This is a genomic window from Streptomyces tendae (genome assembly GCF_014650435.1).
Taxonomy (GTDB): Bacteria; Actinomycetota; Actinomycetes; order Streptomycetales; family Streptomycetaceae; genus Streptomyces; species Streptomyces tendae.
This window is the reverse complement of the sequence record NZ_BMUY01000008.1, coordinates 358,193-381,264: the sequence shown is the minus strand read 5'-3', so window position 1 is coordinate 381,264 and position 23,072 is coordinate 358,193. Positions and strand designations below refer to the sequence as shown.

Here is a 23,072-nt window from a genome sequence, read left to right as displayed (position 1 = left end):
GAATAGAGCTAGTCAACAGGGTCGCGTCCGTGCCGCGCGCACACGAGTGCGGGGCCCTCGGTCGAGGGCCCCGCACTCGGACTGCCGGACGTCGCTCAGACCGCCGCCGGCGTCTTCCGCCGCGCTCCACCCGGGGCCGCGTCGCCCGCCGCGATGCCCGTGCTGCGGTATGCCTTGACCGCCTTGCCCGCGGGGCGGCCGGTGTTGTCGGCGAGCCAGTCCACGCGGACCCACAGCAGGGCGTCCTCAGCCTGTTCGCGGCGGCCGATCCAGGCGGACTTGAGCCACAGCCCGGCGCCGCAGCCGGCCAGCAGCAGCCCGCCCGCGGCGGGCACGGCGAAGGCGCTGCCGAGGGCGGCGAGGAAGGCGAGGAGCAGCCACCAGCGGTGGCCCCGGCGCCAGTTGCGCACGGTGACCCCGCGGTCCTGGAGCACGTCGTGCTTGCCCGCACGGGCGGCCGAACCGGCCAGGGCGGTGTAACGCCGTCGGCGCATCCACGCCACGACGGCCGTGGCGACGATGAAGAGCGCGGCACCGGCCAGCACCCCGATCCGGCGTCCGGTGAGCCCCGGCACCAGCACGCCGATGCCCGCCGCGAAGACGCCCAGCCACCACAGTGGTGCGGCGCCCGCCCGTACGACGACGGCGACCCGAACCAGCCCCACCTGTCCTCCGCGCGCCACGTCCTGCCTCCTGTCCCGTTCCTGCCTGTGCGATGCGTCTGAAGGGTGTGTCAGGCGCCGCACTGTAACGGGGCAAGCTGAGACGAATCTGAGAACCCGTCCGCCGTCCGGGTCACTCGCGCGGGGTCAGTCCACGAAGAGTCCCCGCGCCGCGGCCTTGGCATCGAACTCCTCCAGCCGGGCCTGCGCGTCCGGCAGGTCGTCGCACATCGCCTCCAGCAACACCCGGCCGAGCAGCATCGGCGCGCAGGCGGTGTCGAAGGCGAGGCCGGTGCCGACGGCGGCGGGCAGCAGCAGGTCGGACACCTTGGCGACCGGCGCGAAGGCGGAGTCGGCGACGGTCACCACCGTGAGCCCGGCCTCCTTGGCGTGGGCCAGCGCCTCGACGACCTCGCGCGGGTGCCGGGGCAGGGCGAAGCAGAGCAGCGTGCGCGCCCCGGCCCGCACGGCGGCGTCGATGCGGTCGTGGAGCATCGTGCCGCCCTCGCCGAGGAGCCGGACGTCCGGATGGACCTTGGCGGCGAAGTAGGCGAAGCCGTGCGCCTGAGCGGCGGCGGCCCGCAGCCCGAGCACCGGCAGCGGCCGGCTCCCGGCGAGCAGACGGCCCGCCTCCCGCACCGGCCCCGGATCGGCCAGCACCTCCGCGAGGTGCCGCAGGTTCTCGATCTCGGCGGCCACGGCCTGCTGGTACTCGTTGAAGGCGCCGGTGTCCGCGACCGGTTCCGCGGGGGCGACCTCGCGCAGATGGCGCCGCAGCGCCGGGTAGCCGTCGAAACCGAGCGCGACGGCGAAGCGGGTCACGGACGGCTGGCTGACCCCCGCCAGCTCGGCCAGCTCCACGCTCGACAGGAAGGGCACGTCGGACGCGCGGCGCACCATGCTGTGCGCGATGCGCCGCTGGGTCGGCGTCAGCCGGTGCCCCTCGAAGAGCGCCTGGAGGCGCCCGGCCGGGCTGTCGGCCCCGTCCGTCCCACCACGCGCACCGGCCCCACTGGTCCCGCTCATGGCCTGCTCCCCCTAGGTCTATTCACGTCACCCGGTCGCTGCATACCGTTATACAGCGAGGCGCCGGAGGGCACGATGCCGAGGGTGGCCCGCGAGTACAGCATGGCCGCGGCCGACCCTCGCTGGCCGGCCGTGGCGGTACTGGCCAACGTGGCCTCCCAGGTGACCAGGGCACTCGGCTGGAACGCGATGTTCACCGAGTCCCGGATCCGGTTCCCCCTGCTGGTGCGGATCGAGTTCGACGCCCGTACCGGCGAGGTGCTGCACGCCCCGGCGACCGTGCCGCTCGTCGAACTGCCCGTCGAGGTGGGCGCGGCCCGGGTCGGCACCCGGGGGCTCGGCCTCGTGGCGGCGACGGCCGTCGCGAGAGCCCTGGGCCTGGAGCTGTCAGCGGCCGTGCTGGTGCTCGTCGCCCAACAAGTGCTTCCCCAGATTCCGCTGGTGATGATGACAATGGCCGGCAACTCATTGCTACGCGACCGATCGGAACAGGATTCAGGATGACCGAGTTATGGAACGCTGACACCCCCAAGCTGGTCGAGCTGCCCTCGGGCCGCAGGCTCAGGGGACGCGGCCTCCGTTACGACCTGCCGGAGGGACAGACGCCGACGTTCACCGTGCACCTGACGGACCACGAGCCGCCCAGCCCGCCGTGGGAGTCGGTCTGGGTGCCCTGGCGGGACTTCTGGCTCCCCGCCGACCCGATGGACGCGATGCGCAAGCTCCGCGACGCCTACGAGCGCGCGCCGGGCGAGCGCGTGGAGGTCTGCTGCGGGGGCGGCATCGGCCGGACCGGTACCGCGCTGTCGGCGATCTGCGTCTTCGAGGGCATGGACCCCAAGGAGGCGGTGAAGTGGGTGCGGCGCAACTACCACCCCCGTGCCGTCGAGGTGCCCTGGCAGCGGCGCTTCGTCCGCCAGGTCCACGGCGCGAGCACCGGGGGAACCGGGGCGGTGTGACCTCGCCCCGCCCTCCCGGACCCCCACGGGAGGACCCCCACCGGATACGGGGGCTGTCCCCAGTGCCGCCGCCTCCCCGGCCGCCTACCTTGACTGGCATGACGGGAATGGACGCACGCGACGCCGACCTCAAGAAGGAACTCGACGCCACCCTGCAGACCCGCAGGGAGCTCGGCGAGGAGTACGAGTCCGCGCTGGTCGACTCGTTCCTGGAGAAGGTCGACCAGCGCATCGACGGAGCGGTGGAGCGCCGGGTGCGCCGGCAGTTCGCCGAGCAGCAGATGACGGCCGCCCGGGACAGCCGGTCGCCGAGGCCCACGGACTCCTTCGGCGAGCGCTTCGGCTTCGGCATCGTCTCGCTGGTGCTCGCCATCCCGCTGTCGGCGATCGGCGGCGGCGTGGCGAACCTGCCCGGGATGCTGGTCGCCTGGGCGGGCATCGTCGGGGTCAACGTTGTCCAGGTCGCCCGCACCAACCCGGGCCTGTTCGGGCGGCGCCGCCGCGCCGACCGGGACGACGCCTGGGAGGACTGAGAAGAGCCCGGAGGACCGGGGAAGACTGCGCGGGGACCGCCGCACCCCCATCGCTGGGGGGCGGGACGACGGCGGTCCCCGCGGGGGACGCGCGCGATGCCGGGCCTCGCGGCCGGGGCGGCGCGTCCGTGGCGTCCTTGGAGGTCCGGGAGCCGCTCCGGAAGGTCCGTGACGCCGTTCGGCGTCGGCGGGTCCGGGGAGCCGCTCCCTTCCCTGCCGACACCCAGTACTCTGCCGGTCCCGTGTTAAGCGACTGCTGCGCGCACATGACGCGCGCGTACCACTTCCGCGAAGTCCACGAAGATCACCAACCGGGACGCGGCTCCCGCCTGCCCCACTTGCCCTACTTGCCCTACTTGCCCTGGGCGAGGAAGGACAGCAGGTCCTGCCGGCTCACCACACCGGTCGGCTTGCCCTCGACGAGGACGATCGCCGCGTCGGCGCCGCCGAGCACCGACATCAGGTCCGCGACGGGCTCCCCGGAGCCGACCTGGGGCAGCGGGGCGGACATGTGCTTCTCCAGCGGGTCCTCCAGCGAGGCGCGCTTGGCGAACAGCGCGTCCAGCAGCTCGCGTTCCACGACCGAGCCGACGACCTCGGCGGCCATCACGTCCGGGTGGCCGGCGCCGGGCTTGACGATGGGCATCTGCGAGACGCCGTACTCGCGCAGCACGTCGATGGCCTGGCCGACGGTCTCGTCCGGGTGCATGTGGACGAGGGACGGGATGTGGCCGCCCTCCTTGTGGTTCAGGACCTCGGCGACGCGGGCGCTGGGCCCGGCGTCCTCCAGGAAGCCGTAGTCGGCCATCCACTCGTCGTTGAAGATCTTGCTGAGGTAGCCGCGCCCGCTGTCCGGCAGCAGCACGACCACCACGTCGTCCTCGCCGAGCCGCGCCGCCACCTCAAGGGCCGCGACGACCGCCATGCCGCAGGAGCCGCCGACCAGCAGGCCCTCCTCCTTGGCGAGGCGGCGGGTCATCTGGAAGGAGTCCTTGTCGGAGACGGCGACGATCTCGTCGGCGACCTCGCGGTCGTACGCCGTCGGCCAGAAGTCCTCGCCGACGCCCTCGACCAGGTAGGGGCGCCCGGAGCCGCCGGAGTACACCGAGCCCTCGGGGTCGGCGCCGATCACCTTGACCGCGCCGTCACTGGCGTCCTTCAGGTACCGGCCGGTGCCGGAGATGGTGCCGCCGGTGCCGACCCCGGCCACGAAGTGGGTGATCCTCCCCTCGGTCTGCTCCCACAGCTCGGGGCCCGTGGAGTGGTAGTGCGAGAGCGGGTTGTTGGGGTTGGAGTACTGGTCCGGCTTCCAGGCGCCCGGCGTCTCGCGGACCAGCCGGTCGGAGACGTTGTAGTACGAGTCGGGGTGCTCGGGGTCGACCGCGGTCGGGCAGACGACCACCTCGGCGCCGTACGCGCGCAGCACGTTGATCTTGTCGGTGGACACCTTGTCGGGGCAGACGAAGATGCACTTGTAGCCCTTCTGCTGGGCCACGATGGCGAGGCCGACGCCGGTGTTGCCGCTGGTCGGCTCGACGATGGTGCCGCCCGGCTGCAGCTCTCCGCTCTTCTCCGCCGCCTCGATCATGCGCAGGGCGATGCGGTCCTTCACCGAGCCGCCCGGGTTGAAGTACTCCACCTTGGCCAGGACGGTGGCCCTGATCCCCTTGGTCACGCTGTTGAGCCGCACCAGCGGGGTGTTGCCGACGAGGCTGATCATCGAGTCGTGGAATTGCACCGTGGTCTCCGGATGCCGCAAAAGAAGGGTCGATATCGGTTCCGCCAGCCTATGGCCTGCGGGCCGCGGACACCTCGTGGCGGTCGTTCACCCTGCGTTGAGATTGGGCGACCGTCTGTACGGGGCAAGGAGTGGGTGTACGGGTTGAGGAGGTGGCGGCGACGCATGACGAGCATGTCGAGGGCGAGGGTGGCCCGGCGGATCGCGGCCGGCGCGGCGTACGGCGGCGGCGGCATCGGGCTGGCGGGGGCGGCGGCGGTCGGTCTGGTGGTGGCGGAGGTGCAGCTGGCCAGACGCCGGGTGGGCGTGGGCACGCCGACCCGGGTGCCGAACGCGCAGGGGCTGTACGGCGGCACCCTGCCCACGGCCGCCGACCCACCGCTGCGGCTGATGATGCTGGGCGACTCCACGGCCGCCGGGCAGGGCGTCCACCGGGCCGGGCAGACGCCGGGCGCGCTGCTGGCGTCCGGGCTCGCGGCGGTGGCGGAGCGCCCGGTGCGGCTGGGGTCGGTCGCGCAGCCGGGAGCGTGCTCGGACGACCTGGACCGGCAGGTGGCGCTGGTGCTCGCGGATCCGGACCGGGTGCCGGACATCTGCGTGATCATGGTCGGCGCCAATGACGTCACCCACCGGATGCCGGCGACCCGCTCGGTGCGGCACCTGTCGGGAGCGGTACGGCGGCTGCGCACGGCCGGCGCGGAGGTCGTGGTCGGCACCTGTCCGGACCTGGGAACGATCGAGCGGGTGCGGCAACCGCTGCGCTGGCTGGCCCGGCGGGCCTCGCGGCAGCTCGCGGCGGCGCAGACCATCGGCGTCGTCGAGCAGGGCGGGCGCACGGTGTCGCTGGGCGATCTGCTGGGCCCGGAGTTCGCGCAGAACCCGCGGGAGCTGTTCGGCCCGGACAACTACCACCCGTCCGCCGAGGGGTACGCCACCGCCGCGATGGCGGTACTGCCGTCGGTGTGCGCCGCGCTGGGCCTGTGGCCGGCCGAGGAGGAGCACCCGGACGCGCTGCGCCGCGAGGGCTTCCTGCCGGTGGCGCGGGCGGCGGCGGAGGCGGCGTCCGAGGCGGGCACGGAGGTCGCTGCCGCTATGCCTACGGGGCCTCGGGGGCCCTGGGCGCTGCTGAAGCGCCGCCGGCGGCGCCGGGTGGCGGAGGCGGAGCCCACGCCCTCGCCGTCGGGGCAGGCCGGGTAGAGGCGCCTGACCGGCGCTTGCCGGATGCCGCTGCGCCCACCCGTGCCGCCCTGCGGCACGACTGCCCACAGCTAGGGGGCGGGGGGCGCCAAGCAAGCGCTTAGACAGTTGCGGTCCATGTCACACCTCCGCAGGCGTGACCCGGGCCATACGGCCGGGTAACTTCCCAACCAGCCCCGCCCGCCCCGTACCGTCTCGCCACTGGAGCCGTGATGCCCGAAGCCGTGATCGTCTCTGCCGCCCGTTCCCCCATCGGCCGGGCCTTCAAGGGCTCCCTGAAGGAGCTGCGCCCCGACGACCTGGCCGCCACGATCATCCAGGCGGCCCTCGCCAAGGTCCCCGAGCTGGACCCGAGGGACATCGACGACCTGATGCTCGGCTGCGGCCTGCCCGGCGGCGAGCAGGGCAACAACCTCGGCCGGATCGTCGCCGTCGAGATGGGCATGGACCACCTGCCGGGCTGCACGATCACCCGGTACTGCTCCTCGTCCCTGCAGACCTCCCGGATGGCCCTGCACGCCATCAAGGCCGGCGAGGGCGACGTCTTCATCTCGGCCGGCGTCGAGATGGTCTCCCGGTTCGCCAAGGGCAACTCCGACAGCCTGCCGGACACCCGGAACCCGCTGTTCGCCGAGGCCGAGGCCCGTACCGCCGAGGTCGCCCAGCAGGAGGGCACCACCTGGCACGACCCGCGCGAGGACGGTCTCGTCCCCGACCCGTACATCGCGATGGGCCAGACCGCCGAGAACCTCGCCCGCGCCAAGGGCATCACCCGCCAGGACATGGACGAGTTCGGCGTCCGGTCGCAGAACCTCGCCGAGGAAGCCATCAAGAACGGCTTCTGGGAGCGCGAGATCACCCCGGTCACGCTGCCCGACGGCACGGTCGTCTCGAAGGACGACGGCCCCCGCGCCGGTGTCACCCTGGAGGGCGTGGCGGGCCTCAAGCCCGTCTTCCGCCCCGACGGCCTGGTCACCGCCGGCAACTGCTGCCCGCTCAACGACGGCGCCGCCGCCCTGGTGATCATGAGCGACACCAAGGCCCGCGAGCTGGGCCTGACCCCGCTCGCCCGCATCGTCTCCACCGGCGTCTCCGGCCTCTCCCCCGAGATCATGGGCCTCGGCCCGGTCGAGGCCAGCAAGCAGGCACTGTCCCGTGCCGGGCTGACCGTCGGCGACATCGACCTGGTCGAGATCAACGAGGCGTTCGCCGCGCAGGTCATCCCCTCCTACCGCGAGCTCGGCATCCCGCTGGAGAAGCTGAACGTCAACGGTGGCGCCATCGCCGTCGGCCACCCCTTCGGCATGACCGGCGCCCGCATCACCGGCACGCTGATCAACTCCCTCCAGACGCACGACAAACAGTTCGGCCTGGAGACCATGTGCGTCGGCGGCGGCCAGGGCATGGCGATGGTCATCGAGCGCCTGAGCTGACCCCCGCCACGGCCGCCACCGAGGGCACTGAGGGACCGTCAGTAGCGCCCGGCGGACCCAGCGTGACGAGACGGCCCGGGACCCTGTTCACCGCAGGGTTCTGGGCCGTTTTGTGACCCAAACTCCCCCAGGATGTGACCTACCTCTCTCGCCCCCTGGATTTACGCAGGTCAGACCAGTCCCACCCGCACCGTCCGGGCCCAAAGTCCTGTCCGTTTCGTGACGTTACGCACTGACAGACGGTTAGTCCTCCCTTCAAGCTGATGTAGGAAGTCGGGGGTCGACTTTGAACCGGGAGTACGTCAGTGAGCGCCATGCCGATCGCCCTGCTGCTCACCACGGCCGCCACCGGCGCCGTGGGCGTCGCCGTCCTGCGCAGCATCCTGGTGCTGCGCCGGCAGGTGACCGCCTTGCGCACCGAGCTGGCCGAGAGCCGGGCCACCGCCACGCGGGGCCGGGTGCCCGCTGCCCGCACCACCGCCGATGCCGAGGAGATACGCGCCGCCGTCGCGGAGGCGCTCGCCGAGGAGCGCGAGCGGGAACTCGCCGAGGCGCGGGCCTTCTGGGCCGCCCAGGAGACCCGGGACGCCTCCGACGCACCCCTGCTGCTCGGTCTCTCCGACAGTGAGCTCTTCCTGCCCCGCCAGGCGGACCTGGTGGGCCTGGAACCCGTGACCGAGCCGCTCGCGGACACCGACGAACCGTCCGCGCAGGACGCGGGCCACACCGGTGCCGGGGAGTCCGCCGAGCTGGCCGCCGCCCGCCGCCGGCACCCGTCGCACCCGGACTTCGTGCCGAACCCGTCCCCGGCCGTCAACGACCACGATCGCACGGTGGCGACCCTGGAGGAGCTGGCCGGGTCGAGCGTCGCGCTGGCGGACGTCCGGCCGGGTCCGCTGGGCACCCTCGACGTGTACGTCTTCGCCGACGGCACCACCCTGTGCATGACCCCGGGGCACCGCGAGACCGCGGAGCGCCTGGCCGCCGCGCTGGGCGACGGCCAGACGCCGTACCTCCTCGGCGGCTCCGGCATCTCCGGCGCCTACACGCTGACCTTCGCCTGCGGCGAGGAGAACGTCTACATCCTGGCGGACCGCGTCATCGCGTCCCTGTAGTCACACCGGTCACGTCAGACACGCCGGTCGCGTCAGTCACGCCCGTCGCGTCAGACCCCGGCCCGTTTGCGGGCCTCCTCCACCAGCGCCGCCGCTTCTTCCACCTGGCCCTCGTCCTCCAGTACGAGGGCCAAGTCGTGTGCGGCGACGGCGATCTGGTCGGCGGCGGCGAACATGCCCGCGTCCGGCATCTGCCGCGGCTCGGCCCCGGGCTCCTCCACGAGCTGGGCCCGCCGGGCCAACTCCCTGGCCAGCTCCAGCGCCTCGGCGGCGGCGCCGCGTTGCAGCCTGCTCTGCGGGGCGGCCCGCAGCCGGTCGGCGAAGTCGTCCACGGCACGGGTCAAAGGCGTCGTATCAACCACGGCGCGAGCGTACGCGGCCGTCCGGGACTGTTGCCAACGGGCGAACGCTCAGGCACGGTGACCTGAAGGACCGGCTTACATCCCCTTTCGCCCGGAGGCGCCGATGTCCCAAGTCTTCTCCGAGGAGACCCATCGCAACCTGCTCGCCCGTATCCCCCAGTGCACCGGCCGTGAGATCTCCGACTGGCTGCGCGCCGTCGAGGACGGCCCCGCCCTCTTCCGCTTCGAGGAGAAGGTCAGCTGGCTCCGCCACGAACACAACCTCGCGTACGGCCACGCGAAGGCGATCGTCCACGAGTACGACCTGAGAAGGGCCGCGCGCAACCTGCTGTGAGCGGGCGCGCCGACCCCACGACGACGAAGGGCCCCGGGCACGAAGCCCGGGGCCCTTCCTCTGCTGGGTGCTACTAGTCGTTGCTGTTCAAGATCGCGATCAGGCGCAGGAACTCCAGGTAGATCCAGACCAGCGTCAGCGTGAGGCCGAAGGCGGCGAACCATGCCTCCTCGCGCGGGGCGCCGTAGGCCAGCCCGTCCTCGACCTGCTTGAAGTCGAGGGCGAGGAAGCAGGCACCGAGGATGATGCCGACGATGCCGAAGACGACACCGAGCGCACCGCTGCGGAAGCCGAGGCCGTCACCGCCGCCGAAGACGGCGAACAGCAGGTTCACCATCATCAGGAAGACGAAGCCGAGCGCGGCCGCCATCACGAAGCCGTAGAAGCGTCGGTTGACGCGGATCCAGCCCGCCTTGTAGGCGATCAGCACACCGGCGAAGACCGCCATCGTGCCGATCACGGCCTGCATGGCCGCGCCGTCCGCGATGCGGTTGTCGACGACGCTGGAGACGACGCCGAGGAAGACACCCTCGAACGCCGCGTAGGACAGGATCAGCGCCGGGGTGGGCTTGCGCTTGAAGGACTGCACGAGCGCCAGGACCATGCCGATCAGCGCGGCACCGATACCGATGCCGTACGAGCGGCTGATGTTGGCGTCGTCCACTGGCAGCAGCGCCCACGCGAGCGCGGCCGTCACCACGAGCACGCCGAGCGTGCTGCCGGTACGGATGACGACGTCGTCCATCGTCATCCGGCCGGTGGTGGCGGGCGCCTGCGGCGGCGCGCCGAACTGCTGGTCCGGCTGGGCGTACGGGTTCTGCGCGTACGGGTTGCCGGCGGGCTGCTGGGCGTACGGGTTGCCCTGGGTGCCCTGCGCGTACGGGTTGGCCTGCGTGGCGACGGCGGGTCCCCCGGCCTGCGGCGCGGCGTTGAAGCCCGCGTAGCCGTTGTCGCGGCTGAACCCCCGTCGCGAGAAGACCGGGTTTCTGCTCCTCATTTCACTCCTCCATGGCCACACGGCGCAGCCTTGGCTCAAGAGTAATAGAACGGCAAAGGAATGACCCTACTGCTTGGGGAGGATCTTTCCCTCGACTTGCGGCTCAACACGCTACGCCGATCAGTGATTCCCCTCACGGCCGGGGCCGCCCCGCGTGCGGGCGCCGCTCACCCGATCGGGAACCCGGTGTAGGCCTCGGCGAGGTCGGTCTCGGCGGCGCGGGAGGACGTGATCCGGTCGAGGCGGGCCAGCTGGAGCCGGTCCTCGAAGGGCGTGGCGCCCGGGGCGGTGTGCAGCAGCGTCGTCATGTCGTACGAGAAGCGCTCGGCCTGCCAGACGCGGCGCAGACAGGTCGCGGAGTAGGCGTCGAGGAGGTCGTCGGAGCCGGTGGCCGTGCGGTGGGTCAGCGCGCGGGCGAAGGTGACGACGTCCCCGACGGCGAGGTTGAGCCCCTTGGCACCGGTCGGCGGCACGATGTGCGCGGCGTCCCCGGCCAGGAAGAGCCGGCCGTGCCGCATGGGCTCGTGGACGTAGGACCGCATCGGGGTGACCGACTTCTGGGTGATGGGGCCGCGCCGCAGGCTCCAGTCGTCGTCCGTCTCGAAGCGGCGCTCCAGCTCGTCCCAGATCCGCTCGTCGCTCCAGCTGTCGGCGTCCGTGTCGGCGGGGACCTGGAGGTAGAGGCGGGAGACGGACGGGGAGCGCATGGACAGCAGGGCGAAGCCGCGGTCGTGGCGGGCGTAGACCAGCTCGTCGTGCGAGGGGGCGACGTCGGCGAGGATGCCGAGCCAGCCGAAGGGGTACGTCCGTTCGAAGGTGCGCCCGTCCGGGACGGCCGCCCGGGCCACGCCCCAGAAGCCGTCGCAGCCGACGACGTAGTCGCACTCCAGCACGTCCTCGGCGCCCTCCGCGCCGCCGCGGCGGAAGCGGACGCGCGGCCGGTCCGTCTCCACTCCCTCCACCGCCAGCGCCTCGGTCTCGAACAGCAGCGGGCCGCCCTCCTTGAGCTGGAGGGCGATGAGGTCCTTGCAGACCTCGGTCTGCGCGTAGACCATGACGGACCTGCCGCCGGTGAGCGCGGGGAAGTCGACGCGGTGGCGGCGCCGGGCGAACCGCAGCTCGATGCCGTCGTGGCGCAGCCCCTCGCGGTCCATCCGCTCGCCGGCCCCGGCCTCGCGCAGGACGTCCACCGTGCCCTGCTCCAGGATCCCGGCGCGCTGCCTGCGCTCGACGTAGGCGCGGTCGCGGCTCTCCAGGACGACCGAGTCGATCCCGGCGTTGTGCAGCAGCCGGGCGAGCAGGAGCCCGGCGGGGCCTGCCCCGATGATGCCGACGGTGGTGCGCATCGGTCGTTCCCTTCGATCGGCGTCGTTGCCTTGCTCGAACACGCAGATGTTCGCATGGTGAAATTTTCTTCACCCTTGTCTGCGCCGAGTTTCGGCCTCACCGCGCACCACTGTCAACGGGCGAACCGGACATCCTCACGAAGCCCTCCCTCCCGTCGCCCGGCTCCCTCCCCCGGGAGCCCGCCTCAGCCCTCCCGGTTTTCCCGCAGCAGTCGCCGGACCTCGGCCAGCGTCTCCCGGTCGGGACCGCCACGGCCGACGCCCTCGAGGGCGTCCAGCCGCTCGGCGGTGCGGAAGTCGTAGGCGCGCTCCTCGTCCTGCCCTGGTACGGCGGCGTACGACTCCTTGTCGGCGAAGCCGACGACGACATCCACCACCTTGGCGATGAGCCAGGTCAGGACGAAGGAGAAGGCGGCCACGGCGAGGATCGCGACGATCTGCTTCCAGAGCAGGGAGCCGCCGCCGCCGTAGAAGACACCTTCCTTGCCGCTGACCGTGGAGGTGGCGAAGAAGCCGACCATGAGCAGTCCGACGTGGCCGCCCGCGCCGTGCACGCCGACCACGTCCAAGGTGTCGTCGACGTCCAGCCGGTACTTCAGGGTGACGGCGAACGCGCAGACGAACCCCGCGACGAGTCCGGTGATCAGCGCGCCGACGGGGTCGATCTCCCCGCAGGCGGGGGTGATGGCCACCATGCCGGCCACGGCCGCCGAGCCGACGCCCATCATGGTGACCTTCCGGGTGCGCCAGTACTCCACCAGCGGCCAGGTGACCATCGCGCCGGCCGCGCCGAGCTGGGTGTTGATGAAGGCCGTGGCGGCCGTGCCGGTGTCGCGGACGGCCGACCCCGCGTTGAAGGCCAGCCAGCCGAACCAGAGCAGCGCGACACCGATCATGACCAGGGGGATGTTGTTGGGTGTCGGCTCCTTCCGCCGGAAGTCCGCCGGTCCCCTGATGACCAGCGCGGCGGCCAGCCCGGCGATGCCCGAGTTCAGCTCCACCGGCAGGCCCCCGGCGAAGTCGAGCGCGCCCAGGTGCTTGGTGATCCAGCCGTTGTCCGTGTCGAAGACCCAGTGCGCGATCGGCACGTACACGATCAGCAGCCACAGCGCCGAGAAGACCAGCCAGCCGCGCATCGAGGCCCGGCCGGCGATCGACCCGCTGATCAGCGCCACCGTGACGATGGCGAAGCCCATCTGGAAGGTGGCGTACACATAGGTCGGGATGGACCCGGTCAGGGTGTTCGGCTCGATGCCGCGCAGGAAGGCGTGGTCGAGGTTGCCGATGAGGCCGACGCCGCCGACGTCCGGGCCGAAGGCGAGCGAGTAACCCACCATGAACCAGAGGATGGTGACGAAACAGAGCGAGGCGAAGCTCATCTTGAGCATGACCAGGATGTGCTTGGTACGGACCATGCCGCCGTAGAAGAACGCGAGAGCGGGGGTCATCAGCAGCACCATGGCAGCCGCGGCCAGCATCCAGGCGGTGTCGCCGGAGTCGTAGGCGGGCGGCATGGGGGCGAGCGCGGTGATCACGGCGGGTCTCCTGGGGGCGGGGCGGGGCGGGCTACGGTTTGCGCAGATCGGGAGCGGGATGGCCGGTGAGCAGCCGGCGTACGGCGTCCCACGCTGCCCGGACGGCCTCGGTGACCCGGGGCTCCTCGTGGCCGAGGATGCGTACCCAGGCCCCGCAGTCGTCCGGAAGCACACTCGCCCCGTGCAGGACCTCACACCCCTCCAGGGACGCGTGCAGGGCGTCGGCGATCTCCGCGGCGGGGCGCCGACCGCTCACCACGAACAGGGAGGCGACGTGGTCGTGTCCGCCGAACACGCCTGGCCCTTCCACCCCGCCGCACCGCCCCGGGGCGAGCCGCAGCGTGTCCACCGCCAGCAGGGTGCCATCGGGCCTGCTGATCTCCAGGTCGCTGCCGAGGACGGTGTAGGCGTGCCGCTCACCGCGCGCGATCCGTCCCGCGGTGACGGTCTCTCCGTAGACGACCGTGGCGTCCGGGTCGACGGTGAGCACGACGTTCTGGTGGAAACGCGCGCCCGCGAAGGGGATGAGCGGATCGGGCAGGTACTCGACGTACGCGCCCTCGGCGGCACTCAGCCGGACCAGCTGCGTGGCGTAGTCCTGCTCCATCCGGTAGACCTTCGTGGCCGCCTGGGTCGTGAACAGCGCCTGGGTCCTTGGACCGCACCGCAGGTCCTGGCGGTAGCGGTCCGCCTGGGCGATGCCGCCGCCCGTGGCCATCACATAGGTGAACGCCATGCCGGGCAGCGCCGGATCGACGTAGAGCGGGCGCATGATCTCCAGCGGCGTCTTCTGGTACCGCTCCACCAGCTCGGTGCGCTCGCCACGGCGGGCGAAGCCGAGGTCGAGGATGCCGACCTTGGCGGGCGAGCCCGGCCCCAGGGTCTCGGGCACGGCGGAGATCGCCGACAGCTCCGGGGGGAGACGGCTGGGCTCGTAGTACTCCGGCGCGAGCCGGTCGCGGACGGCCCGCATGTCAGATCAGGACCTCGCGCCGGGACTCGAGGAAGGCGAGGACCTCGTCGACGCCCTTCCCGGTGAGGCAGTCGGTGAGCACCACCGGCCCCGCACCGCGCACCGTGTGGGCGTCGGACTCCATGACGCCGAGGTCGGTCCGCACGTACTGGGCGATGTCGATCTTGTTGATGACGAGCAGGTCGGAGTCGGTGATGCCCGGTCCCCGCTTGCGCGGCATCTTCTCGCCCTCGGCGGTGTCCAGGACGAAGACGAACACGTCGACCAGGGCCGGGCTGAAAGTGAGGGTCAGGTTGTCGCCGCCGCTCTCGAAGAACAGGACGTCGGTGTCGGGGAAGCGTTCCAGCATCTCGGCGCCCGCCGCCAGGTTCATCGTCGGGTCGTCGCGCACGGCGGTGTGCGGGCAGGCGCCCGTCTCCACGCCCACCACGCGGTCGCCCTCCAGCACCCCGTCGAGCGTGCGGCGGATGTGCTGGGCGTCCTCCTGGGTGTAGATGTCGTTGGCGATCACGGCGGGCCGGTGGCCCCGTTCGATCAGGATCGGCACGAGGGCCTCGATGAGGGCGGTCTTGCCCGATCCGACGGGTCCGCCGATTCCCACGCGCAGCACGTTGTCCGGCACGTTCTTCCTCTTCTCCTGGGTCTGGCCCGCCGGGCGTCGCGGCCGGCGGGTGGGTCGGTTGCGTGCTCAGCTCGCGAACAGCCGGGCCGGGGCCCGCTCGTGACGGGCCGACATGACGTCCACCGCGAACGTGGTCGCCCCGAGGTCGTCGAGCCCTCGCTCCAGGGCTTCGCGAGTGGTCTCCTCGATCACCGGTGCGGCCTGTCGCAGCAGGCCCTGGGCCAGCCGGTGGTCGGTCAGCCGCAGTCTCAGCGCCGCACCGGCGAAGCTGGCGCAGAACGCGAAGAGGTCGGCGGCGACGGCCTGCCGCACGGGCACCCCGGTCGCCGCGTACACGACGCCCGCGGCGACGGCCTGGGTGCCCGGTGCCCTGCGCTCCGTCACCACGCGGTGGTAGTGGGCGACGCCGGGGGCGCCGAAGACCTCGGCCGCGAGGTCCAGCAACTGGCGTCCGGTCCGCGTCGCCGCCTGGCGCGTCTCCTGGCCGAGCTTCGTGGCGTACAGGCGGCGGTCCGTCACGGCCACCGCCTCCCAGTCGCCGGCCGCGGCGGCACGGTGGGCCAGGGCGAGCGCGGTGGCGTCGGCCGGGCCGACGCCGTGCCTGAGGACGTCGTGCAGCAACGGGGACAAGGAGCCGTGGTCGACCGCCCCCTGCTGTGCGAAGCCCTCAAGGCCGTGGGACAGGGTGTAGAACCCGCTCGGGAACGCCGAGTCGGTCAGCTGCAGGCTGACGAGGAGGTGGCCCAGGTCGGACACCGGGGCCGTCTCCGCGTCCGCCGCGTGCGGACCGTCGTCCTCGGCCACCTCGGCCACCTCGGCCACCTCGGCCGTCGCGGTCTTCTCGTCGCGGTACATGGTGCTCAGGCGAGGAAGAAGAGCTGGTTGAGCGGCAGCTTCTGGGCCGGGTCGATGGTCGCGACCTTGCCGTTGACCGTGACCTTGTACGTCTCCGGGTCCACCTGGATGTCGGGCACCACGTCGTTGCGGACCATGTTGTGCTTGCCGATCATGCGGGTCTTGCGCACCGGCAGCACCTTCTTCTGGAGGCCGAGCTTCTCCGGCACCCCGGCCGCGATGCCGGCCTGCGACATGAAGGTGACGTGCGTCGACTGCAGGGCGCGCCCGTACTGGCCGAACATGGGCCGGTAGTAGACGGGCTGGGGAGTGGGCAGGGAGGCGTTCGGGTCGCCCATCTGCGCCCAGGAGACGATGCCGCCCTTGATGACCATCTTGGGCTTGGCGCCGAAGGAGTGCATGGGCCACAGCACGATGTCCGCGAGCTTGCCCGCCTCCAGCGTCCCCACGTAGTCCGAGATGCCGCTGGCGACGGCCGGGTTGACGGTGACCTTGGCCAGGTAGCGCAGGACGCGGTTGTTGTCGTTGCGCGCGGAGTCCTCCGGCAGCGGGCCGAATGCCTCCTTGCAGACGTGGGCGATCTGGAACGCGCGGGTGACGGACTCGCCGATCCGGCCCATGGCCTGCGAGTCGGACGAGATCATGCTGATGACGCCCTGGTCGTGCAGGACCGTCTCGGCCGCGATGGTCTCCGCCCGCACCCGGCTGTCGGCGAAGGCGACGTCCTCGGGGATGTCGTGGCTGAGGTGGTGGCAGACCATCACCATGTCCAGCAACTCGTCCACGGAGTTCTTGGTGTACGGCAGCGTCGGGTTGGTCGACGAGGGAAGGACGTTGGGTTCGCCGGTGACCCGCAGGATGTCGGGGGCGTGGCCGCCGCCCGCCCCCTCGCTGTGGAAGGTGTGGATCGTGCGGCCGTCGATCGCGGACCGGGTGTCCTCGAAGAAGCCGCCCTCGTTGAGCGTGTCCGTGTGGATGGCCACCTGGACGTCGTGCCGGTCGGCGACCGCCAGCGCGTTGTCGATGACGGCGGGGGTGGAACCCCAGTCCTCGTGCACCTTGAGCGCGGCGGCGCCCGCCTCGATCTGCTCGTCCAGCGCCGCGGGGAGACTGCCGTTGCCCTTGCCCATGATGCCGAGGTTGACCGGCAGGTCCTCGGCGGACTCCAGAAGGCGGCCGAGGTTGTAGGGGCCGGGCGTGCAGGTCGTGCCGTTGGTCCCGTCCGTCGGCCCGGTGCCGCCGCCGAAGAGGGTGGTGATGCCGTTGCTGAGCGCCTGCTCGCACTGCTGGGGAGCGATCAGGTGGACATGCGAGTCCATCGCCCCCGCGGTGGCGATCAGGTGCTCGCCGGCGATGACCTCGGTACCCGGGCCGATGACGAGCCGGGGGTCGACGGCGTCCTGGGTCTGCGGGTTGCCGGCCTTGCCGATACCCGCGATGAACCCGTCCTTGACGCCGATGTCGCACTTGACGACGCCGATCACCGCGTCCAGGACCACGGCGTTGGTGATGACGAGGTCCAGGGCGCCCTGTGCCGCGGTGGCCTGGGGGTCCGCGGCCATGCCGTCCCGCATGGTCTTGCCGCCGCCGTAGACCACCTCGTCGCCGTAGGAGCCCTCACGGACGTCCTTCTCGACCTCGATGACGAGGTTGGTGTCGGCCAGCCGGATCCGGTCGCCCACCGTGGGGCCGAACAGGTCGGCGTACTGCTTGCGGGTCAGGGTCGGCATCTCAGTTGGATCCCTTCTTCTTGGCCTTCTTGGCGCCGCCCTTGTCCGGGGCGCCGGTGCTCCGGAAACCGCGCTCCAGTGCCCGGCTCACGGCCTCCACCCGCGCGGGGTGCGACTTGACGCTGCCGTTGAGCAGGCCGCTGAAACCGGTGAGGCGGCCGGTGCCGGCGTAGGTACACAGCTCGACCTCGCGCTTGCCGCCGGGCTCGAAGCGGACGGAGGTGCCGGCGGCGATGTTGAGGTGCATGCCGAGGGTGGCCTCGCGGTCGAACTCGAGAGCGGAGTTCGCCTCGAAGAAGTGGTAGTCCGAACCGACCTGGACGGCGCGGTCGCCGGTGTTGCTGACCGTGACCTTGAGGGTCCGCCGGCCGGCGTTGATCTCGATCGGCTCGTCGGCGTACTGGTAACGCGGAGGGAGTTTCATCGAAGGCTCCTGCTGGACGGGAGAACGGAGGAGACGGGGGAGGTGGCGTGGGCGGGGGTGGCCGCGCCGTGGCTGTGACCATGGCTGTGGCTTTGGCTGTGGCTGTGGCTGTGGCTGTGGCTGTGACCACCGTGGTCGTGGTCGTGGCCGCCCGGACCGTGGCTGTGGGAATGGCCGTGGTCGTGGGCCGCCGTGAGGCCCCGGGGCAGGCCGTCGTCGCCGTGCCTGTCGTGCCGGTGCCAGGCGTCGCCGACGCGCGCGTCGAGCACGCCGGCCGTCGCGGGCGCCGTCAGGAGGGGCCCGCCCGGCTCGCAGTACCCGGGGTCCGGCACAGGCGGGACCGTCCAGGCGGCCGGGAGCAGCACGACGCGCTCGGCGCCCAGGAGACGGCACCGCCGGACGCCCTCGGCCGGGTCCGGGTCGCCACCGGTGAGGGCGACCTCGACGATGCGGTGGCGGCCGTACTGCCGCACCAGACGTGCGGTCCGGAAGAGGTCCGCGTCGACGAAGGGGTCGCCGGACGGCGCGGTGACCAGGAGCGCCCGGTCCTCCGGTAGCCGCGAGGCCGCCGCCCGGAGCCAGCCGACCAGGTGCCCGGTGGTCCCGAACGGCTCCGCCAGCACCGTCCCGGCACGCTCCTGCGGGGTCAGGCCCAGCAGCGTGCGGGCGGCGTCGGCGACCAGCTCCGGGTCGCGGCCCAGCGTCATCGGCACCACGCAGACGTCCTCGCCGCGGGAGCGCGACGCGCGGACACGCCGGAGCAGTTCACGACCGCCGGACACGCAGGAGACGCGGGGGTCCACGAGGTCCCGCAGGGCCTGTCCGCCGTCGCTCTCATGGCCGCAGACCGCGACCACCGTGCCGCGGCGCACGGTCAGCCGCCGACCGGGTCGTGGCAGGAGACGAGCTTGTTGCCGTCGTCGAAGGTGGCCTCGACCTGGAGCAGCGGCAGCATCTCCCGCACGCCCGGCATGGTCTGCTGCTCGCGGACCACCTGCCGGCCCAGTTCCATGCAGTCGGCGACGGTCTTGCCGTCCCGCGCGGCTTCGAGGATGGCCTCGGTGATGAGCGCCACCGATTCGCTGTAGTTGAGCTTGAGGCCGCGTTCCCGACGTTGGCGCGCCAGGTTCGCCACGACGTACACCAGCAGCTTGTCGATTTCTCGGGGGGCCAGATTCATGGGACTGCCTTCCTCGGTGACGCGGGGAGCGTGACACGGTCGTCGTCGGGCCGGACCTCAGGAGTCGTCGGCCAGCAGGGTGATGCGGGACAGGAAGGGCACCGCCGCCAGCAGCGCCCAGGTGGCGATGTTGAACGGCCAGGTGAAGGTGTGGCTGCCGAACTTCTCGAACAGCACCGACAGGGATGCCGTCAGGGCGGTGGTGGCGGCGGCGGCCACCACGGTGTAGACGAAGTTCCAGGCGGTGGCGCGCAGCAGGACGACGCCGAACGCGAGGCTCGTCAGGACCGCGTTGTAGCCGTAGATCCCCTCGCCGATCAGTGCGGCCGGAGCGCCCAGCGCCCACGCGGTGAGGATCCCCACGACGCTGCCCAGTACGGCGAACAGCCCCACCCTCCACCCGGCCAGGAAGAGGCCGGCCAGCATGATCAGGCCGACGTACCAGGTCTCGACGAAGAAGATCTGCGAGAAGTTGGAGAAGAAGCCCTGCCACACGTCCGTCCAGCTGACGTAAGGGCTCTTGGGGGTGGCCGGGGTGACGGCGGACTCGGGGGTCCCGTGCCAGACACGCTCGAAGGAGGGGGCGCCCAGCACCATCACCAGGGAGACCAGGCAGAACGGCCCGGTGAAGGCCCTGAGTCCGAACGGCGTGAGCAGGGTCCCGAGCGTGGCGGTCACCAGGGTGCACATCACGGCCGCGCACACGGCCATCACATAGGTCGAGGGGTGGTTCCCGAGGTAGACCACCATGGCGATGCCGCCCAGCACCCCGCAATAGGTCATCAGCCCCTGGGTCACCGAGTCGTGCGAGACCGCCAGCAGCCGCGCCGTCAGCGTGGCGACGACCGCTCCGATGGTGGCGAACAGGCCGATCTCCCAGCCCGCCACCCAGAGGGCGACGAGGATGACGAGCGAACACCACAGGCTCGCCTGGAAGTCCACCTGGCCCACGCCACGCAGGGCTCCGAGAGCGGTGCCTCTCCACGTGTGCGCCGACGACTGCGGCGTCGGCGACCCCGCACCGTGCTCGATCGACTGCGAGGCCACGCTGACTCCCCGGCGGTGTGGTGAAGGCATCTGACAGGCCGTCGACTGCTCGTGAGCTGCCGCCCGTTGACACGAGGCCGCGTGATCGGGGGCCAGCTAGTGTGACGATATGCACTTTTTGGCGATATGCACCTTCACCCTCATCCGGACACCGCGAGCGGCTCACAGTGGACCGTGGTCGCCGTGGTGGCGGTCGGCGGAGCGGCCGGTGCCCTCCTGCGCTACGGGGCCTCCCGCCTGTGGCGCAACGGAAGCGACGCCTCCCTGCTGTGGCGCACCGGCGGGGCCGCGTTCCCCGTGACGACCCTGCTGATCAACGTGGTCGGGTGCTTCCTGATGGGTGTGCTCATCGTCGCGCTCAAGGAGCGCTTCACCGGCGCCCCGCGCCTGCTCAATCCGATGCTCGGCACCGGCGTACTCGGCGGCTTCACCACGTTCTCCTCCTACACCGACGACACCCGTCGGCTGTTCGAGAACGACCAGCCGGGCTACGCCGTGGCCAACCTGCTGGTGACGGTGGCGGGCTGCCTGACGGCGGTGGTCCTGGGCGTGGTCGTGGCTCGACTGGCCCTGGCGCGCCGCCGGCCCGCGGGGGCCGGCGAGGGAGGCGGGTCCTGATGGAGTGGCTGCTGGTCCTGACGGGCGGCGCGATCGGCGCACCGGCCCGCTATCTGATCGGTACGGCGGCGAAGGAACACCTGCGGGGCCCCTTCCACTGGGGCACGTTCCTCGCCAACATGGCCGCCGCCCTGCTCCTGGGCTTCCTGGTCCAGGCGGGCACCGAGGACGCGCTCGGCCGGACGGGTCAGGCGCTGCTGTCCACGGGCTTCTGCGGCGCCCTGTCCACCTGGTCGACGTTCTCCAACGAGGTCCACTCCATGGCGAGCGCCCGGCGGATCGCCGGGGCCGCGGGCTACGTGTTCGTGACGGTCGCCCTCGGTCTCGGGCTGTCGTTCGCCGGCATGGCGGTCGCCCAGGCCCTGTGGTGAGCACGGCCGTCACCCGGACGGCCCACAGGTGGCGCTCGGCACCGACTCCCTTCGACCGGGCGCGCGCGGCACGGTCGTTGGTGGTCTTCGGGCTCTCCTTCGGCGTGGTCACGGCGGTCGCCGGCATCCACAACGGGATCTTCGCCGCGATGGGCTGGTATGTGGACGCGTACGGCGCCCGCGAGCCCTATCCCCGGCGGGGCCCCCTGCTCGTGATCCTTTCGGCGTTCTTCCTGCTGGCCTTCGTCGCCGGTTCCGCGGCCGCCGGAGACGTGTGGGTCATGGTGGGGGTGCTCTCGACCGTCGCCGTCGTGGCCACCCTGCTCGTGCGCACCCTGCGCATGAGCGGGCCGGGCAGCTACTTCGTCATCCTGGTCGCCGCACTCGCGGCCTTCCTCCCGCCTGCGGGGCCCTCGGACACGGCGGTGCGCGTCGGGTGCCTCGCCGTCGGGGCGGCACTGTCCTGGGCGTCCGCCATGTCGGGGTGGCTGTCGCGGCCGTACGCACCGGAGGAACGGGCGGTGGCGGCCGCCTTCCGTTCGGTCGCGGAATTCACGCGGACGCGGGTCGACTCCGCCGCGGCGGGGCGCTCCGGACCCGGGACCGGTGGCACCGCGACGGCCGCCCGGGGCGCTTCTCCCGTCGCCGGCCGGAACGCCTACGTGGCCGTGCACGGTGCCTGGGTCGCCCTCGACAACGCTCGCAGTGGACACGGCGAAGGAGGCGCGCACGAGCCGGCGCCCCGGCGGATGACGCTCTACACCCTCATGATCCGGCTCGAGGTGCTGCTCGACACGGCGCAGGACGCGACGGGACGGGGTGGGCCCCCGGTGTCGCCCGACCGGGTCGCGTGGCTGCGGGCCGCCGCCACGAAGATCGCGGCGGGCCGCGACCCCGGGCCCCTTCCCGGCGGTCCGCAATCCCCGCCGGAAGCAGTGGCGGAGGCCCGCGACCTGTGGCCCGTGCCGATGCCACCCCGCAAAAGCATGCTGTCGGAACTGCGCGGCCTGCTGTCCCGCTCCTCACCCGACCTCCCGGTCGCCCTCCGGATCGGGCTCGCGGTGGCGGTCGGCACCGCGCTGGGCGCCACACTCCCCCTCCTGCACCCGGCGTGGGTGGCCGTGGGAGCGGCCGCGGCGCTGGAGGGCGGCCCGGGTCAGCAGCCCGCCCGGCGGGCCCGGGCCCGGTTCACCGCAACCCTCACCGGGGTGGGGGTCACGGCTCTGGTCTTCCACTTCTACGAACCGGGCACCTGGGTGACCGTCGCCGTGGTCACCGTCGCCCACGCGGTCTCGCGGGGCGTACCGCGCAGCGCCCTCTTCGTACGCACCATGCTGAACACCCCGGTGGCCCTGCTGCTGGTGGCCACCGCCGTCCCGGTCGGCCTGGGCCGACTGGCCGCCTTCCGACTCCTCGACCTGACCCTCGGTCTCGTGCTCGGTCTGGCCGCCACACTGCTGTTGACCGGTGTGCCCGGACGCCGGGTGCGCGCGGCGGTGTCGAACGCCGTGACGGCGACGGGTACGGCCGTGCGGGAGCGCCTGCGGACAGGGGCGGTCCTGCCCGCCCGCGAGGGAGCGGCCTGGCTGCGGATGGCGGAACTGTGGGACATGCACGCGGCCGTGCCGACGGAGGAGGTCCGCCCCACCGGTACGGCGGACCGGCTGTGGCCGGCCGTACTGGCGGTGCGACGCCTGCTGACCTGGACCGTGCTCGGCGCCCAGGTGCCCCCCGCTCCCGACGACGCGGCCCGCGTCGGACGTCACCTGGACGCCCTCGCCCGCGCGGCGGCCGCGGGCCTGCCCGGCTCACCCGAACTCCGCGAGGCCCTTCCCGCGCCCCTGCCGTCGGCTCCGGCTCCGGCTCACGCTCCCGAGCTGGGCCGCAGGCTGGTCGCGCTGGAGGGCGCACTGGTACTCCCCGACCCCCCACGAGGGGGACCGCCGGCGACGAGGGGGTGAACGCCGGCCGGGGGCGGCACGCGTCCCGTAACTGCTCGTCCTGCGATCACGACA

25 protein-coding genes are annotated in these 23,072 nt (G+C 72.2%); 10 read left to right on the top strand and 15 right to left on the bottom strand.

Annotated elements, in window-relative coordinates; genetic code table 11:
* Positions 1-95: 95 nt before the first annotated feature.
* Both IE258_RS22930 and IE258_RS22925 read right to left on the bottom strand, forming a co-directional pair.
* Positions 96-683, bottom strand: a complete 588-nt coding sequence (locus tag IE258_RS22930) for a hypothetical protein (RefSeq protein WP_189746321.1) — start codon at positions 681-683, stop codon at positions 96-98.
* 126 nt (positions 684-809) lie between these two features.
* The gene (locus IE258_RS22925; RefSeq protein ID WP_189746319.1) at positions 810-1,688 is read right to left on the bottom strand and encodes a MurR/RpiR family transcriptional regulator; all 879 of its coding nucleotides are present in this window, start codon (positions 1,686-1,688) and stop codon (positions 810-812) included.
* 84 nt (positions 1,689-1,772) lie between these two features.
* Here IE258_RS22925 and IE258_RS41320 point away from each other — a divergent pair, with 84 nt between their 5' ends.
* The 3 genes from IE258_RS41320 (at position 1,773) to IE258_RS22910 (ending at position 3,180) form a co-directional block, all read left to right on the top strand.
* Positions 1,773-2,192, top strand: a complete 420-nt coding sequence (locus IE258_RS41320; RefSeq protein WP_229892355.1) for a Rieske (2Fe-2S) protein — start codon at positions 1,773-1,775, stop codon at positions 2,190-2,192.
* Entirely contained in the window at positions 2,189-2,647 is a 459-nt protein-coding gene (locus IE258_RS22915) for a protein-tyrosine phosphatase family protein (RefSeq protein WP_102930541.1), read from the top strand. Before IE258_RS41320 ends, IE258_RS22915 begins: the two co-directional genes overlap by 4 nt.
* A gap of 107 nt (positions 2,648-2,754) precedes the next feature.
* Positions 2,755-3,180 (top strand): hypothetical protein, encoded by a 426-nt coding sequence (locus IE258_RS22910; protein WP_189746426.1) that lies wholly within the window; start codon positions 2,755-2,757, stop codon positions 3,178-3,180.
* A 352-nt stretch (positions 3,181-3,532) separates the two neighbouring features.
* Here the strand turns inward: IE258_RS22910 and IE258_RS22905 are convergent, their stop codons facing one another.
* Complete coding sequence (locus IE258_RS22905) at positions 3,533-4,918, bottom strand: cystathionine beta-synthase (protein ID WP_189746317.1); 1,386 nt, start codon at positions 4,916-4,918, stop codon at positions 3,533-3,535.
* Positions 4,919-5,083: 165 nt separating this feature from the next.
* Between IE258_RS22905 and IE258_RS22900 the strand changes: the two genes are divergently transcribed.
* The 3 genes from IE258_RS22900 to IE258_RS22890 all read left to right on the top strand — a co-directional run bounded on the left by IE258_RS22900 (position 5,084) and on the right by IE258_RS22890 (position 8,663).
* On the top strand, positions 5,084-6,115 hold the full coding sequence (locus IE258_RS22900) for an SGNH/GDSL hydrolase family protein (RefSeq protein ID WP_189746315.1): 1,032 nt from the start codon (positions 5,084-5,086) through the stop codon (positions 6,113-6,115).
* Between the two features lie 212 nt (positions 6,116-6,327).
* Positions 6,328-7,548: an acetyl-CoA C-acetyltransferase gene (locus tag IE258_RS22895; RefSeq protein ID WP_189746313.1), complete on the top strand. Its 1,221-nt coding sequence runs from the start codon at positions 6,328-6,330 to the stop codon at positions 7,546-7,548.
* Positions 7,549-7,853: 305 nt separating this feature from the next.
* The gene (locus IE258_RS22890) at positions 7,854-8,663 is read left to right on the top strand and encodes a hypothetical protein (protein WP_189746311.1); all 810 of its coding nucleotides are present in this window, start codon (positions 7,854-7,856) and stop codon (positions 8,661-8,663) included.
* Between the two features lie 50 nt (positions 8,664-8,713).
* Here IE258_RS22890 and IE258_RS22885 read toward each other — a convergent pair whose 3' ends face one another.
* On the bottom strand, positions 8,714-9,025 hold the full coding sequence (locus IE258_RS22885; protein ID WP_229892354.1) for a hypothetical protein: 312 nt from the start codon (positions 9,023-9,025) through the stop codon (positions 8,714-8,716).
* 103 nt (positions 9,026-9,128) lie between these two features.
* On the opposite strand from IE258_RS22885, the gene IE258_RS22880 reads away from it, so the two are divergent.
* On the top strand, positions 9,129-9,359 hold the full coding sequence (locus IE258_RS22880; protein ID WP_052842169.1) for a DUF4287 domain-containing protein: 231 nt from the start codon (positions 9,129-9,131) through the stop codon (positions 9,357-9,359).
* 73 nt (positions 9,360-9,432) lie between these two features.
* On the opposite strand, the gene IE258_RS22875 is transcribed toward IE258_RS22880, so the two are convergent.
* The 11 genes from IE258_RS22875 to IE258_RS22825 all read right to left on the bottom strand — a co-directional run bounded on the left by IE258_RS22875 (position 9,433) and on the right by IE258_RS22825 (position 20,068).
* Positions 9,433-10,356, bottom strand: a complete 924-nt coding sequence (locus IE258_RS22875) for a Bax inhibitor-1/YccA family protein (RefSeq protein ID WP_189746309.1) — start codon at positions 10,354-10,356, stop codon at positions 9,433-9,435.
* 167 nt (positions 10,357-10,523) lie between these two features.
* Entirely contained in the window at positions 10,524-11,702 is a 1,179-nt protein-coding gene (locus tag IE258_RS22870; RefSeq protein WP_189746307.1) for a 4-hydroxybenzoate 3-monooxygenase, read from the bottom strand.
* Between the two features lie 185 nt (positions 11,703-11,887).
* A complete protein-coding gene (locus tag IE258_RS22865; RefSeq protein ID WP_189746305.1) occupies positions 11,888-13,237 on the bottom strand; it encodes an ammonium transporter in 1,350 nt (449 codons plus the stop codon).
* A gap of 31 nt (positions 13,238-13,268) precedes the next feature.
* Complete coding sequence (locus IE258_RS22860) at positions 13,269-14,210, bottom strand: urease accessory protein UreD (protein WP_189746303.1); 942 nt, start codon at positions 14,208-14,210, stop codon at positions 13,269-13,271.
* A gap of 1 nt (position 14,211) precedes the next feature.
* Positions 14,212-14,832: an urease accessory protein UreG gene (gene ureG, locus IE258_RS22855; protein WP_189746301.1), complete on the bottom strand. Its 621-nt coding sequence runs from the start codon at positions 14,830-14,832 to the stop codon at positions 14,212-14,214.
* A gap of 66 nt (positions 14,833-14,898) precedes the next feature.
* A complete protein-coding gene (locus IE258_RS22850) occupies positions 14,899-15,687 on the bottom strand; it encodes an urease accessory protein UreF (RefSeq protein ID WP_189746299.1) in 789 nt (262 codons plus the stop codon).
* 5 nt (positions 15,688-15,692) lie between these two features.
* A complete protein-coding gene (gene ureC, locus IE258_RS22845) occupies positions 15,693-17,417 on the bottom strand; it encodes an urease subunit alpha (protein WP_189746296.1) in 1,725 nt (574 codons plus the stop codon).
* A gap of 1 nt (position 17,418) precedes the next feature.
* A complete protein-coding gene (locus IE258_RS22840) occupies positions 17,419-17,841 on the bottom strand; it encodes an urease subunit beta (RefSeq protein WP_189746294.1) in 423 nt (140 codons plus the stop codon).
* Positions 17,838-18,713, bottom strand: coding sequence for a sirohydrochlorin chelatase (locus tag IE258_RS22835; RefSeq protein ID WP_189746292.1), 876 nt, complete (start codon positions 18,711-18,713; stop codon positions 17,838-17,840). The genes IE258_RS22840 and IE258_RS22835 overlap by 4 nt, the downstream gene beginning before the upstream one ends.
* A gap of 2 nt (positions 18,714-18,715) precedes the next feature.
* Positions 18,716-19,021, bottom strand: a complete 306-nt coding sequence (locus tag IE258_RS22830; RefSeq protein WP_153179504.1) for an urease subunit gamma — start codon at positions 19,019-19,021, stop codon at positions 18,716-18,718.
* A gap of 57 nt (positions 19,022-19,078) precedes the next feature.
* A complete protein-coding gene (locus IE258_RS22825) occupies positions 19,079-20,068 on the bottom strand; it encodes an urea transporter (RefSeq protein ID WP_229892352.1) in 990 nt (329 codons plus the stop codon).
* 126 nt (positions 20,069-20,194) lie between these two features.
* Here IE258_RS22825 and crcB point away from each other — a divergent pair, with 126 nt between their 5' ends.
* Genes crcB through IE258_RS41740 form a run of 3 tightly spaced genes read left to right on the top strand, consistent with a single transcriptional unit; the run spans position 20,195 to position 23,018 of the window.
* The gene (gene crcB / locus IE258_RS22820; protein ID WP_189746287.1) at positions 20,195-20,686 is read left to right on the top strand and encodes a fluoride efflux transporter CrcB; all 492 of its coding nucleotides are present in this window, start codon (positions 20,195-20,197) and stop codon (positions 20,684-20,686) included.
* Positions 20,683-21,057: a fluoride efflux transporter FluC gene (locus tag IE258_RS22815; protein WP_189746424.1), complete on the top strand. Its 375-nt coding sequence runs from the start codon at positions 20,683-20,685 to the stop codon at positions 21,055-21,057. The genes crcB and IE258_RS22815 overlap by 4 nt, the downstream gene beginning before the upstream one ends.
* Positions 21,054-23,018: an FUSC family protein gene (locus IE258_RS41740; protein WP_268256336.1), complete on the top strand. Its 1,965-nt coding sequence runs from the start codon at positions 21,054-21,056 to the stop codon at positions 23,016-23,018. Before IE258_RS22815 ends, IE258_RS41740 begins: the two co-directional genes overlap by 4 nt.
* Positions 23,019-23,072: the final 54 nt, after the last annotated feature.